Raw genomic sequence first — 13,522 nt, 5'->3', positions numbered from 1 at the left:
TCGGTGGGCTGAAGCCCACCCTACTCGTTGAACGCCTCGGGCCGCGTATCTTGCGAGCACATCGCTCGCATCGCTCTGTAGGGCGGGTATCACCTAGCGCGGATATAGCGGCGGTAATGCGCTGCTTTCCTGCGGCGCCGCGCTCGGCTCCTGGCTGGCGGGCAGGCTGCGAATGGCTTTCCACAGCTCTTCGCCTTGCCAGAACTGGCCGCTTTCGCTGTAGAGGGCGCCGTTGAGACCGTCAAGTGCATCCGACAACGGCACGTAGCGCGCCGCCATGTCGGCCAGGGTTTCCGGTTGCTGGCGCGCCCAGGCGTCGAGGGCGTGGCGGGTGGCCTGGGCGTCGCCGGCCAGGCAGGCGCGCTTGAGGTCGTCGAGCAGGGTGCGCGGGTTTGGGCCGGTCTGCGCGGCGCGCTGGATCGCCGGTTGGCGACGTGCGTGCCACCACAGACCGAAGCCGATCAACGTGCTCAGGCTCAGCAGGGCGCAGGCCAACTGCCAGGGCCACAACGCCGGCCCCTCGACCACCTGGGTGGTCACCATCGGCGTATTGGGTTGTTCGTCGTTCTGCAGTTGAGGATTCTCGGCAACCTGCAACGTGCGAGCGGGCAGGGTGCTGCGCTCCAGGCTGTCCGTTCGGGTATTCCACCAGACCACTTCCAGTGGCGGCAGTTCGAACTGACCGCTGCGACTGGGCACCAGTGCTTCGCTTTCCTCGCGGGTACTGATCAGACCGCTCTCGCTTTTCTGATCGCTCAATTGGGGCTGATCCGGGTAGCGTCGCAGATCATCCACCTGGGTGGCTGGAAGGGGAGGCAACTGCGCACTGGAGAGTCCGTCGACCTTAAGGATCAGTCGTCGGGTCAGCGACTCTCCGACCCGGCTCTGCTCTGGCTGTGGGCTCCAGGTTTCTGCCAGGCCCAGTGCCCGTGCAGGCAGCCAGGGAGCATCGGCCGGGTATTCGGCGGGCTTGGGCCGAACCTGCAACGGGATGTCCGGTGATTTGACCCGGGAAACCTTGCCCGCCCGTGGGCCGAACGGCAGAAAGTCGCCTGCGGCCGAGCGATCCACCAGCGTAGCGCTGAAGGTCTGTCCCGGGATCACCAATTCGCCACTGCGCTGTGGGTAGATGGCGTACTGCAGTTCGATCACGCCATGGCGTACCCCACCGATGACCTTCTCGTAGGTACGAGGTTCGCCCAGTTGCTCGATCCGTGCGTCCTTCATCTGCAGCGAGGTCAGGCTGCTGTCGTCGTACATGGATACCGAGTGGAAGATGCGCAGGGTCAGCACTGTCTGGGCTTGCACATAGACACTGGACTGGTCGAGGCTGGCGTCGATGAACACCGGCGCCAACTGCTCGACTCCGTCAGACTGTTCGCGGGGCTCGATTTCCAGGGTGATGGGCAGGGTTTGCGCATCGCCGAGGTGGATTGGCGGAATTACCAGCTCGCCACTGTGTCGTGGCTGCAGGGTAAGGATCCAGCGAGTGCTGGCCCTGGGGGTATCGCCGATGCTGCTCAGGCGGTTGACCTGGCGGCTACCGAGTATTTCGAAGTCGGCTTCCAGTGGGCTCAGATCCGGTCGGCCGAAGCGAGTCGGATCCGTCGATTCGAGTGTCAGGATCAGAGTTTCGCCTTCGCTCAGGCGAGTTCGGTCGACGCTGGCGACGAAGGCATCGGCGTGTGCCTGGCCGGCCAGTAAGAGAAGCAGCATGACGAAACGCTTCATTGCAGGGATTCCTGACGCTGTTGCTGTTCATACCAGAATTTGCGCCGCAACAGTTCGGCCGGGTCGTCCGGAATCTGCCGTAGCCACTGCTCCAGGGCCTGGCGGTGCTCGTCGGCCGAGCCCCGGTCGGTTTCCGTCGCCAGACTCTGTTGCGGCGTTTCGTCCGCTGAGTTCTTGTCCGGCTGGAGTGATTCGGCCTTATCGCTGTTGTCAGCCTGATCTGGAGCCGCCGGCTGCTTCCCGGCAGACCCGGATGACTGTTCTGTGTCCTGGGGCTGTTGGCTGGAGGCGGCGTCTGCGGAAGATCCGGCTGTTCCGCTTTCCGGCAGGTTGCCGGTCTTGTCCGTTGCCGCCGGGGCTTGCTCCTGTTGTTGCTGTTGTTGGCGTAGTGCCTGCTCGACCAGGGCGCGGTTATGCCGGGCTGCTTCCAGTTCGGGTTGGCGCTCCAGCGCCTGATCGTAGGCATCTAAGGCTGCTTCCAGCTCGCCGGAGCGGGCCAGGGCGTTACCGCGGTTGTAATGATCGGAGGCCTGATCGCCGTGAGCAAAGCATTGTGCGGCGGCGGCATAGTCGCCAGCTTCGTACAGCGCCTTGCCCTGCCACTGCCGATTCTGAAAGCGTTGTGCCGCCTCTTCAGCCTGGCCGCTTTGCAGAAGGCGCATACCCTGCTGATCTGGTCTTAGCCAGAGATCTTCGAAGCTGAAGGCCTGGCTGCTTTGCGGTGCCAGCATCAGCAGCGGCAGGCATAGCAGCCAGCCGCGCCGGCCGGCACAGGCGGCAAGTAGCAGAAGTGGCAGCAGCAACCAGTAACCCTGGTCGATATGGCTGTCGAGACGGGTGGGTTCATGGGCATCGCGCAGTGCCAGGGGCGCATCGAGCAGTCCCAGCTGGCGCAGGTCACTGTCGTCCAGCCGGATGGGCGCGTAGTCACCACCGTGAGCTTCCGCTGCTGCTCGCAGGCTGCGACTGTCCAGACGCGGAATAAGAATGGCACCCCGTTCATCCTTGAGAAAGCTGCCATCTTCCTTGGTGACCGGAGCACCTTCACGACTGCCGACTCCAAGTATCAGCAAAGGTGTCGTCGGATGCCGCTTCAGCGCCTGGTCGATGCCCAGGCGCTCCTGCTCGTCGAGGGCGCTGCTGATCAGCAGCAGACGGCCACGTCCCAGTTGTGCCTGTTCCAGCAACAGCAGGGCACGTTGCACGGCCAGGTCGGCACGACGACCTGGCTCGGGCATTAATGATGGCTTCAGCGCTTCAAGCAGGTTGCGGCTGGTGGCCAGGTCATCGGACAGCGGCACGAGGCTGTGGGCGCTGCCGGCGTAGACGATGATGGCGGTCTGTGCGTCGCGGCGTGCCTCGAGCAGATCCAGTAGCTTGCGACGAGCCTGTTCCAGGCGGTTGGGGGCTGCGTCGGTAGCCAGCATCTGAGGCGTCAGTTCCAGCATCACCAGCAGTGGATCGGCCGGTTTCTGGCTGTTCTGTTCAAGCTGCTGCCAACTGGGGCCGAGAAGCGCCAACAGTGCCAGCAGCCAGGCCAGCCCCAGTAGCAGCCAGGGCAGGCGGCTGCTACGGCCTGTGCCACCCTTGAGCAGCAAAGGATGGAAAGCTGCAGGCAGCAACTGCTGCCAGCGACCGCTTTGCCGCTCGCGATGCCATAGGCGCCACAGCAACCAGGCAAGCAATGGCAGTAGCAGCAACCACAACGGCCTTAGCCACTCCGGCCAGAGCAGGTTCATGGGCGCCTCCACAGTGATGGGCCGATTGTCGGCCACAAGGTATGGGCGCTCAGCACTAGCGAGCCGAATATCGCAAGGGCCAGTGGCCAGGCATATAGCGTCTTGGCCGGACGCGCCAGAGCGTACTGTTGGGCCACGGGTTCAAGGCGATCCAGGCTGCGCTGAATCTGATGCAATTCGTCCTGGCTGCGTGCTCGGAAGTATTCGCCGCCGGTTATCTCTGCAATCTGGCGGAGCGTCGGCTCATCCAGTTCCAGGCCGACCCCCAGCCCCAGGGCGCTGAAAACACCGATCTGTTGAGGGTCGGCACCGATGCCGATGGTGTAGATGCGTACCTGTTCGTCGGCTGCCAGCTGCGCGGCGAGCAGCGGGTCGATCTCCCCGCCGTTGTTGGCGCCGTCAGTTATAAGGACCAGTACGCGGCTCTGCGCCGGGCGCTGGCGTAGGCGCTTGAGGGCCAGGCCGATGGCATCGCCAATGGCGGTGTTTTTGCCGGCAATGCCGATTAGCGCCTCATCCAGCCAGGTGCGCACAGTATGCCGGTCAAAGGTCAGTGGAGCCTGCAGGTAGGCCTGACTGCCGAAAAGAATCAGGCCGACACGGTCGCCACGGCGGTTCTCGATAAAGTCGCCGAACAGGCGCTTGACCAGTTCAAGACGACTGAGCGGTTCGTCATCCCAATGCATGTCGGCGTACTCCATCGAGCCAGAGACATCCACAGCCAGCAGCAGGTCGCGACCGCTGGCTGGCAATGGCAGTGGCTCGCCAACCCATTGCGGGCGCGCGGCAGCTGTCAGCAGCAGGAGCCAGAGCAGCACCAGCGGAGCCTGTCTGCGCCAGTCCGGTAGTGTCGCGCGGGCCCGGCGGCCGCTGACCTGTTGCAGTTCGTCGAGAAAGCTGACGCGTAGTGCTGCATCTCCGCTATCCGCCGGCGGCAGCAGTATGCGCAGTAGCCAGGGCAACGGCGCGAGCAGGAAAATCCATGGCCAGGCGAACTCAAACATGCTTGCGGATCCAGGTGGCGACCGCCTGCTCGAGCTCGTCGACAGCCTTGTCGCTGAGAATGCAGTGGGGACGGTAAGCCCCTTCTACCAGCACCATCCAGCGAGTCAGGCCGGCGGCCGGGCAGCGGCTGTCGAGAAATGCCAGCCAGGCGCGGTTGCTCAGCACATGGCTGCCAGCATCCGGGTAGCGCTGGCGGCACAGACGCTTGAGAAGGCCATTGAGCTGCTGCAGCCAGGGGCCTGCGGCGGCACCGTCATAGGGCTTGGACAATTGTGCGAGCTCGTCCAGTGCAGCCAGGCGCAGAGAGTCTAGTGCCTGTTCCCGGGGTGCTCGGCGTGGCCTGTTGCGCCAGTACCTTGCCAGCCGCCACAGGCCCCAGCCCATTAATGGCAAGATCAGCGCCAGTAGCCACCAGCCTGGAGCTGGCGGCCACCAGGGTATGGGTTGTGGATCGATAAGCGGCAGCAATTGGTCTAGCGGGTTCATGGCATGCTCCTTGTCCTCGGGGCGCCGAGTTGCTCCTGCAGTTGTGCTACCAGTTCGAACCGGGTATTCAGCGGCAGCAGCGGCACGCCAAGTTTCTGCGCCAGGCGCTGCCAGCGCTGGCTGCGTTCTTCGGCCAGAGTCCGGTAGCGCTGGCGCAGTTCGCCATCGTGGCTATCGAGTTCCAGTTCGCTGCCGTTCTGGGTGAAGCGCAGCAGGCCGGCAGCCGGCAACGCTTGGTCAAGTGGATCAACCAGCGGCAGCAGCAGCAGATCCGTATGGCGCGCCAGTAGGCTCAGTTGCTGCTCGGTGTTATCGCTGAGCGCTCGTCCATCACACAGCACTACCGCCAGGCTGCCGGGACGCAACACTTCGCGCGCCCGGCGCAAAGCCAAGCCGAAGGTGTCACGTGACGGGCATGGTGGCGCATCCGGGGCTAGCGCCTGATTGGCGCGGGCCAGCAGGCTGAGCAACTGCAGCAGGCTCTGTCGACTGCGTCGGGGTTTGACCTCGTGATATTCGCTGTCGCCGAATATCAGACCGCCGATGCGGTCGTTGTGCTCCAGCGCGGCCCAGCCCACCAGCGCGGCTGCACGGGCGGCCAGAACCGACTTGAAGCAGCGCTCGGAGCCAAAGAACAGGCGCTGACTCTGTTCCGCGATGATGAAGATCGGTCGTTCGCGCTCTTCGTGGAACAGCTTGGTATGGGGTTCCTGGGTGCGTGCGGTAACCCGCCAGTCGATAGTGCGCACGTCGTCGCCCGGCTGGTAGACGCGAACCTGGTCGAAATCCACGCCTCGGCCACGCAAACGCGAATGGTGCAATCCGATCAGCAGACTGCGCCGCGCCGGAGTGGAGAACAGCGGTATTTCACGTACCTTATTGCGCATCTCGATCAGCTCGCCAAGGCTGACCTGCAGGGCGGAGTCGCGGATCGGCATGAGACTCAGTGTAGGGCCCGCAGCCGGGCTGGTGAGCTGATGGCGAGGCTATCCATTCAGGCCACCGCGACCACGTCGAGGATGCGTTGGATCACGCGATCCTGATCCACGCCTGAGGCTTCGGCCTCGAACGAGAGAATGATGCGGTGGCGCAGGACGTCAAACAGCACCGCCTGAATGTCTTCTGGGCTGACGAAGTCGCGACCGGCCAGCCAGGCGTGAGCCCGTGCACAGCGGTCGAGGGCGATGGAGCCGCGTGGGCTGGTGCCATAGGCAATCCATTCGGCCAGCTCGGCATCGAACTTGGCGGGAGTGCGGCTGGCCATCACCAGCTGAACCAGGTATTCCTCCACAGCATCGGCCATGTACAGACCAAGGATTTCCTTGCGGGCGGCGAAGATCGCCTGCTGGCTGACTCGCCGTTCTGGCTTGGCCTCGCCGTTGAGCGCATCGCCACGGGCCTGGGCGAGGATCTTGCGTTCCACGCTGGCGTCGGGAAAACCGATCTTCACGTGCATCAAAAAACGGTCGAGCTGAGCTTCTGGCAGCGGATAGGTGCCCTCCTGTTCGATGGGGTTTTGCGTCGCCATCACCAGAAACAGCGGCGACAGGTCATAGGTCGAGCGGCCGACGCTGACCTGACGCTCGGCCATTGCCTCGAGCAGCGCCGACTGCACCTTGGCCGGGGCGCGGTTGATTTCGTCGGCCAGTACCAGGTTGTGGAAGATCGGTCCCTGCTGGAACACGAAGCTGCCGGTTTCCGGACGGTAGATCTCGGTGCCGGTGATGTCGGCCGGAAGCAGATCCGGGGTGAACTGGATGCGGTGAAACTCGCCTTCGATGCCTTCGGCCAGCTCCTTGATCGCTTTGGTTTTGGCCAGTCCGGGAGCGCCTTCGACCAGCAGGTGGCCGTCGGCCAGCAGCGCTATCAGCAGGCGGTCGATCAGTCGATCCTGGCCAAGGATCTGGCTGGAAAGAAATTGTCGCAGGGCAACCAGGGCGTCACGGTGTTCCATCGTCGGGCTCTTATGGTGGCAATGGGCGGGCGCTGTGCGCCGCCTGCTGTGCTGAGGGCCGACTTTAATGCATTTGCCGTCCCGCTCGCCATGTATCCGGTGGCTGGAGATGAACTGGATATCAGTCTGTGCCGGTAGCTGGAGCTAGCCTCTGTGTTGCAGGCCAGGCTGCTGGATCACTCAAGCCTGATTAATGACCCGATTTTGTTCTTGTGCAGGAGCGGGCAGGGTACGCCCTTGAACGAAAATGTCGCAGCATCGCAAGCGGCTGCCCGGGCACCCTCGTTAAGCTGAATTTCCAGACGTGACTGATCGGTCGCCATTCCTTGTTGCGGTTCAGTTCCGGTTGCCGGAGCCACCGGCGCTCCGTGGACTAAGGTTGAAACAATGGGACGACGGTGTGATCAGGGCGTGATTGCCCTCCTGTCGAACCAATAGCCAAAGGAGCATTACCATGGCTTTCTTTACAGCGGCCAGCAAAGCTGACTTCCAGCATCAACTGCAAGCGGCCCTGGCTCAGCATGTCAGTGATCAGGCGCTGCCGCAGGTAGCGTTGTTCGCGGAACAGTTCTTCGGCATTGTCGCGCTCGAGGAGCTGATTCAGCGACGCATGTCCGACCTGATCGGCTGCACCTTGTCCGCCTGGCGACTGCTGGGACGTTTTGATCAGTCACAGCCGCAAGTGCGCGCGTTCAACCCGGACTACGAGAAGCATGGCTGGCAGTCGACCCACACGGCGGTAGAGATACTCCACGGCGACATACCGTTTCTGGTCGACTCGGTGCGCATGGAGCTCAATCGCCGAGGCTTCAGTATCCACACCCTGCAGAACAGCGTATTCAGCGTGCGTCGCGACGCCAGTGGCGGGCTGCTGGAAATCCTGCCCAAGGGTAGTCAGGGCGAGGGTATCCTGCAGGAAGCGCTGATGTTCCTGGAGATCGACCGCTGTGGCAGCAGCAGTGATCTGCGCGCGCTGGAGCGGGCCATTGAGGATGTCTTCAGCGATGTACGGCTGGTCGTGGCTGACTTCCTGCCAATGAAGGACAAGGCCCGTGATCTGCTGGGCTGGCTCGATCAGGCCGGTGTCCAGGCGGATAGGGCCGAGATCGAGGAAATCAAGGCTTTCCTGAGCTGGTTGCTGGACAACCACTTCACCTTCCTCGGCTACGAAGAGTTCATCGTGGCCGAAAATGCCGATGGTGGCAGCATGCTCTACGACGAGAGCTCCCTGCTCGGGTTGTCGCGGCGCCTGCGCACCGGGCTCAGTGCCGAGGAGCTGCACATCGAGCCGGAAGCCGTGGCCTATCTGCTTGAGCCGCAGCTGTTGTCGTTTGCCAAGGCTGCGGTACCCAGCCGGGTGCACCGGCCGGCTTATCCCGATTTCGTATCCATCCGCCAGCTTGACGCTCAGGGCAACCTGCTGCGCGAATGCCGTTTCATGGGGTTGTACACCTCCTCGGTGTACGCCGAGAGCGTCTGGAACATTCCCTATATCCGTTGCAAGGTGGATGAGATCAAGCAACGCGCCGGCTTTGACAGCAGTGCGCATCTGGGCAAGGAACTGGCTCAGGTGCTCGAGGTGTTGCCCCGTGACGATCTGTTCCAGACCTCGGTAGACGACCTGTTCGCCACTGCCATGGCCATCGTGCAGATTCAGGAGCGCAACAAGATCCGCATGTTCCTGCGCCGTGATCCTTACGGCCGCTTCTGTTACTGCCTGGTTTACGTGCCGCGCGACGTTTACTCCACCGAGACACGACTGAAGATACAGCAGGTGTTGATGGATCGCCTGCAGGCAACCGATTGCGAATTCTGGACCTTCTTCTCCGAGTCGGTACTGGCCCGGGTGCAGTTCATCCTCCGTGTTGATGCGAAGAACAGGGTGCAGATAGATCCGCTGTTGCTGGAGAAGGAAGTCATCCAGGCCTGTCGCTCATGGAAGGACGACTATTTCACTCTAATGGTGGAAAGCCTCGGCGAGGCCCAGGGCACCCGCGTGCTGAGCGAGTTCCCGGACGGTTTCCCGGCCGGTTACCGCGAGCGCTTTGCGCCGCACTCGGCGGTGGTGGACATGCAGCATCTGCTCAGCCTGGGTGCCGAGCGACCGCTGGTGATGAGTTTTTATCAGCCGCTGGCCCAGGGTGGGCGGCAGCTGCATTGCAAGCTCTACCATGCGGACACGCCATTGCCATTGTCAGACGTGCTGCCGATCCTGGAAAACCTTGGTCTGCGTGTGCTCGGCGAGTTTCCCTACCGGTTGCATCGCGCCGACGGCCGTGAGTTCTGGATCCACGACTTCGCCTTCACCTATGCCGAAGGTCTGGCTGTCGACATCCAGCAACTCAATGACACGCTGCAGGATGCCTTCATTCATATCGTCAGCGGCGATGCCGAGAACGATGCCTTCAACCGTCTGGTACTGACGGCCGCGATGCCCTGGCGTGAGGTGGCACTGTTGCGTGCCTATGCCCATTACCTCAAGCAAATCCGCCTGGGTTTTGACCTCAGCTATATCGCTGCCACTCTGATCAACCACCCGGAAATTGCCAAGGAGCTGGTGCGTCTGTTCCGGATTCGTTTCTACCTGGCGCGCAAGCTCACCGCAGAGGATCTGGAAGACAAACAGCAGAAACTCGAACAGGCCATTCTGGCCGAGCTGGACAACGTCGCGGTGCTCAACGAGGACCGTATCCTGCGGCGCTACCTCGACCTGATCAAGGCAACTTTACGAACCAACTTCTACCAGCTGGATGACAAGGGGCAAGCCCGCAGTTATTTCAGCTTCAAACTCAGCCCGCGACTGATTCCGGAAATTCCTCGACCAGTGCCTAAGTTTGAAATATTTGTCTACAGTCCACGGGTCGAGGGCGTTCATCTGCGCTTTGGTGACGTGGCCCGTGGCGGTCTGCGCTGGTCCGATCGCGAAGAGGACTTCCGTACCGAGGTGCTTGGCCTGGTCAAGGCGCAGCAGGTGAAGAACGCCGTGATCGTGCCCATGGGCGCCAAGGGCGGCTTCGTACCGCGCTGGTTGCCGCTTGGTGGCAGTCGTGACGAGGTGATGGCTGAGGGTATCGCCTGCTACCGCATCTTCATTTCCGGCCTGCTGGACATCACCGACAACCTGCGCGATGGCCAGGTGGTTCCGCCAGCCGGTGTGGTACGCCACGACGGTGACGACCCCTATCTGGTTGTGGCTGCGGACAAGGGCACCGCTACCTTCTCTGATATCGCCAATGGTATTGCCGCCGAGTATGGCTTCTGGCTGGGGGATGCCTTTGCCTCCGGCGGCTCGGCCGGTTACGACCACAAGGGGATGGGGATCACCGCCAGGGGGGGCTGGGTTAGCGTGCAGCGTCATTTCCGCGAGCGCGGGATAGATGTGCAGCAGGACAATGTCACGGTCATCGGCATTGGTGACATGGCCGGCGATGTGTTCGGCAACGGCCTGCTGCAGTCGCAGAGTCTGCAACTGGTGGCAGCCTTCAACCATCTGCACATTTTCATCGATCCTAATCCGGATCCGGCCAGAAGCTATGTCGAGCGCAAGCGGCTGTTCGAGCTGCCGCGCTCAAGCTGGGCTGACTATGATGCTTCGCTGATCTCTGAGGGTGGTGGTGTATTCCTGCGCAGTGCCAAAAGTATTGCCATCACTCCGCAGATGAAGGCGCGTTTCGACATCTGCGCAGATAGACTGGCTCCCAACGAACTGCTCAATGCCTTGCTCAAGGCACCGGTGGATCTGATCTGGAACGGCGGTATCGGCACCTACGTGAAATCCAGTCGGGAGAGCCACGCTGACGTTGGTGACAAGGCTAACGATGGACTGCGGGTCGATGGCTGCGAGCTGCGTGCCAAGGTAGTGGGTGAGGGCGGTAATCTGGGCATGACTCAACTGGGCCGGGTCGAGTATTGCCTCAATGGCGGGGCGAGCAATACCGACTTCATTGACAATGCCGGTGGTGTCGACTGCTCGGACCATGAGGTGAACATCAAGATCCTGCTGGGGGAAAGCGTTGCCGCCGGCGACATGACAGAGAAACAGCGCAACAAGTTGCTGGCCGAGATGACCGACGCAGTCGCCACGCTGGTGCTACGCAACAACTACAAGCAGACCCAGGCCCTGTCTCTGGCCGAGCGATATGCGTGCGAAAACATCGGCGAGTACAAGCGTCTGATGAATGCTCTGGAGAGTGCCGGCAAGCTGGATCGGGCTCTGGAGTTCCTGCCTTCCGATGAGGCGCTCAACGAGCGGAGTGCCAATGGTCGCGGTCTGACCCGGCCAGAGCTGGCGGTGCTGATTTCCTACAGCAAGATCGATCTCAAGGAGTCGCTGCTCAAGTCCCGCGTGCCGGACGACGACTACCTGGCACGCGAGATGGAAACGGCCTTCCCGGATGTGCTGACAGAGCGCTTCGGTGAGGTTATGCGTCGCCACCGCCTCAAGCGCGAAATTATCAGCACGCAGATCGCCAACGACCTGGTTAACCACATGGGTATCACCTTTGTGCAGCGCCTCAAGGAAACTACCGGCGTGAGTGCGGCTAATGTCGCTGGTGCCTATGTGATCGTGCGTGACCTGTTCCGTCTGCCGTACTGGTGGGAGCAGATCGAGGCACTGGATTATCAGGTGCCGGCCGACCTGCAACTGCAACTGATGGATGAGTTGATGCAACTGGGGCGTCGTGCCACGCGCTGGTTCCTGCGCAATCATCGCAACGAGTTGGACGCCGCGCATGACGTGGCGCATTTTGCTCCGCGTATCGAGGCTCTCATCGGTCGTCTCGATGAGTTGCTTGAAGGGCCGGCGCGTGAACAGTGGCTTGAGCGTTATCAGGGCCTCGTCGAGGCTGGTGTACCGGACGCCCTGGCCCGTGTGGTGGCCGGTACCGGGCATCTCTACACGCTGTTGCCGATCATCGAGGCGGCGGATGTCACCGGGCGGGATGCCGGTGAGGTGGCTGGTGTCTACTTCGCTGTTGGCGATGCGCTGGATCTGGGTTGGTACCTGCAGCAGATTGCCAGCCTTAGTGTAGAGAGCAACTGGCAGGCGCTGGCTCGCGAAGCCTTCCGCGACGACCTGGACTGGCAGCAACGAGCGATCACTGTTTCGGTGTTGCAGATGGCCGATGAACCACAGGAGGTGAAGGCTCGTGTGGCGCTTTGGTTGGAGCAGCACCAACGTCTGGTGGGCCGCTGGAAGACCATGCTGGCCGAGCTTCGCTCTGCTATCGGCAACGACTATGCCATGTATGCCGTAGCCAGTCGCGAACTAATGGATCTGGCCCTGAGCGCTTGAACTGCACTACTGCAAACAAGCCCCGCTCTGGCGGGGCTTGTTCTTTTCAGGCAGTCCCGTTGGGGGCGTAATAAGCCTGAACCGGGAGAAGGGTATTGGATGAGATGGCCGGAAACGAAAAACCCGGCGTTATGGCCGGGTTTTTCGTTGTTCCAGCTGGAACAGGTAGTTGGTCGGAGAGACAGGATTCGAACCTGCGACCTTCTCGTCCCGAACGAGACGCGCTACCAAGCTGCGCTACACTCCGAATGCAGACCATTCTACTGAAAAACTTTTACTGCACAAGGGGTTAGGCAAAAAAAATTCACCACAGCGCTCATTCGGCTTGTGTCCGGCATGCTCGCTGAAGGCGTTTAAAGCTCCTTGACGCTTTGAACCTGATCCTTGTTGATTGTGGCGCGTTTGCCGTCGAGTTGTTCGAACTCATAGAAGCCGGCCTCTTCGTCGAACTTCGGCGTGTCCACGGTCTGGATCTGGCGGCCGTCAGTGAGCGTGATGACCGACGGGGTGGAACAGCCGGCCAGGGTGGCCAGGCCGAGAGTAAACAGCAGGGCGGGAATAATCCGTTGGTTCATGCTCTGTCTCCTGAATTAATGAAGCGCAAGTTCTGCGTTACCCTGGCTCTGACGTGAAACAGCTTTGTGAGTTCCTTTGCCGGTCTGGCGATATTTCTCAGAGAGGTTCTAGGGCTAGCAGATCGGGGCTGTTGAGGTTGGCCAGGCGTGGATCGTCAGGAGGGCAGTCCACGGCAACTGGTTCAAGTCCGGCCAGCCAGCGTTGCGGGCTGCGCTCGCCTGTCTGCCAGGCCTGTTCAAGTGACTGACCCAGTGCAGTGGGCAGCAGGCAGAATAGCGGCTCCCAGAAGCCATTTTGGCGAATCACTACCGGTCGGTTGCCGGAGTGGGCAAGCAGAGCGTCGATCAGGGAGTGATCAATTCGTGGCGCATCGCAGGGCAGTACCAGCATTTGCTCGTGGCGGGCCGCAGCCAGTCCGGCGCGAATGCCGGCCAGTGGCCCCTGGAAAGTGCGATCCTGGTCTTCTACCAGGCGGTCGGCATAGGGCCGGTAGTGCTCGGCATTGCGGTTGCAGGAAATGATCAGGTCATCGCTCAGCGGTCGCACCACGTCGTGCAGCCAGGCCACCAGAGGCCGGCCGTGCCAGGTCAGCAGTCCTTTGTCGGCGCCGCCCATGCGCTGGCCACGACCGCCGCAAAGCAGTAGTACCGAGCAGGAGGGGATGTTCATGTGATCGGTCTCCGGAAGCGGGCTGTGTGATATAACTTGGCCCATTCTTACCTGATTGGATACCCG

Annotated in this window: 9 protein-coding genes and 1 tRNA gene; 1 reads left to right on the top strand and 9 read right to left on the bottom strand. The window is 61.8% G+C overall.

Annotated features, from left to right (window positions below; all coding sequences use genetic code 11):
* Positions 1–93 precede the first annotated feature (93 nt).
* Genes NCCP436_RS07660 through NCCP436_RS07635 form a run of 6 tightly spaced genes read right to left on the bottom strand, consistent with a single transcriptional unit; the run spans position 94 to position 6,915 of the window.
* A complete protein-coding gene (locus NCCP436_RS07660) occupies positions 94–1,731 on the bottom strand; it encodes a BatD family protein (protein ID WP_220803395.1) in 1,638 nt (545 codons plus the stop codon).
* Entirely contained in the window at positions 1,728–3,470 is a 1,743-nt protein-coding gene (locus NCCP436_RS07655; protein WP_220803394.1) for a VWA domain-containing protein, read from the bottom strand. Before NCCP436_RS07655 ends, NCCP436_RS07660 begins: the two co-directional genes overlap by 4 nt.
* Positions 3,467–4,474, bottom strand: coding sequence for a VWA domain-containing protein (locus tag NCCP436_RS07650; RefSeq protein WP_220803393.1), 1,008 nt, complete (start codon positions 4,472–4,474; stop codon positions 3,467–3,469). Before NCCP436_RS07650 ends, NCCP436_RS07655 begins: the two co-directional genes overlap by 4 nt.
* Entirely contained in the window at positions 4,467–4,961 is a 495-nt protein-coding gene (locus tag NCCP436_RS07645) for a DUF4381 domain-containing protein (RefSeq protein ID WP_220803392.1), read from the bottom strand. The genes NCCP436_RS07650 and NCCP436_RS07645 overlap by 8 nt, the downstream gene beginning before the upstream one ends.
* Entirely contained in the window at positions 4,958–5,899 is a 942-nt protein-coding gene (locus NCCP436_RS07640) for a DUF58 domain-containing protein (protein ID WP_220803391.1), read from the bottom strand. The genes NCCP436_RS07645 and NCCP436_RS07640 overlap by 4 nt, the downstream gene beginning before the upstream one ends.
* A gap of 56 nt (positions 5,900–5,955) precedes the next feature.
* On the bottom strand, positions 5,956–6,915 hold the full coding sequence (locus tag NCCP436_RS07635; RefSeq protein WP_220803390.1) for a MoxR family ATPase: 960 nt from the start codon (positions 6,913–6,915) through the stop codon (positions 5,956–5,958).
* 454 nt (positions 6,916–7,369) lie between these two features.
* On the opposite strand from NCCP436_RS07635, the gene NCCP436_RS07630 reads away from it, so the two are divergent.
* Complete coding sequence (locus NCCP436_RS07630; RefSeq protein WP_220803389.1) at positions 7,370–12,211, top strand: NAD-glutamate dehydrogenase; 4,842 nt, start codon at positions 7,370–7,372, stop codon at positions 12,209–12,211.
* Between the two features lie 170 nt (positions 12,212–12,381).
* On the opposite strand, the gene NCCP436_RS07625 is transcribed toward NCCP436_RS07630, so the two are convergent.
* From NCCP436_RS07625 to mobA, 3 genes are all read right to left on the bottom strand, one after another.
* Positions 12,382–12,458: transfer RNA gene (locus NCCP436_RS07625), tRNA-Pro, on the bottom strand.
* A gap of 106 nt (positions 12,459–12,564) precedes the next feature.
* The gene (locus NCCP436_RS07620; protein WP_220803388.1) at positions 12,565–12,786 is read right to left on the bottom strand and encodes a YgdI/YgdR family lipoprotein; all 222 of its coding nucleotides are present in this window, start codon (positions 12,784–12,786) and stop codon (positions 12,565–12,567) included.
* 97 nt (positions 12,787–12,883) lie between these two features.
* Positions 12,884–13,456, bottom strand: a complete 573-nt coding sequence (mobA, locus tag NCCP436_RS07615; RefSeq protein ID WP_220803387.1) for a molybdenum cofactor guanylyltransferase MobA — start codon at positions 13,454–13,456, stop codon at positions 12,884–12,886.
* Positions 13,457–13,522 lie beyond the last annotated feature (66 nt).

Source organism: Pseudomonas sp. NCCP-436 (genome assembly GCF_019656335.1).
Taxonomy (GTDB): Bacteria; Pseudomonadota; Gammaproteobacteria; order Pseudomonadales; family Pseudomonadaceae; genus Aquipseudomonas.
Note: the sequence above shows the minus strand (reverse complement) of the source record. Positions and strands in the feature narration are given on the sequence as shown.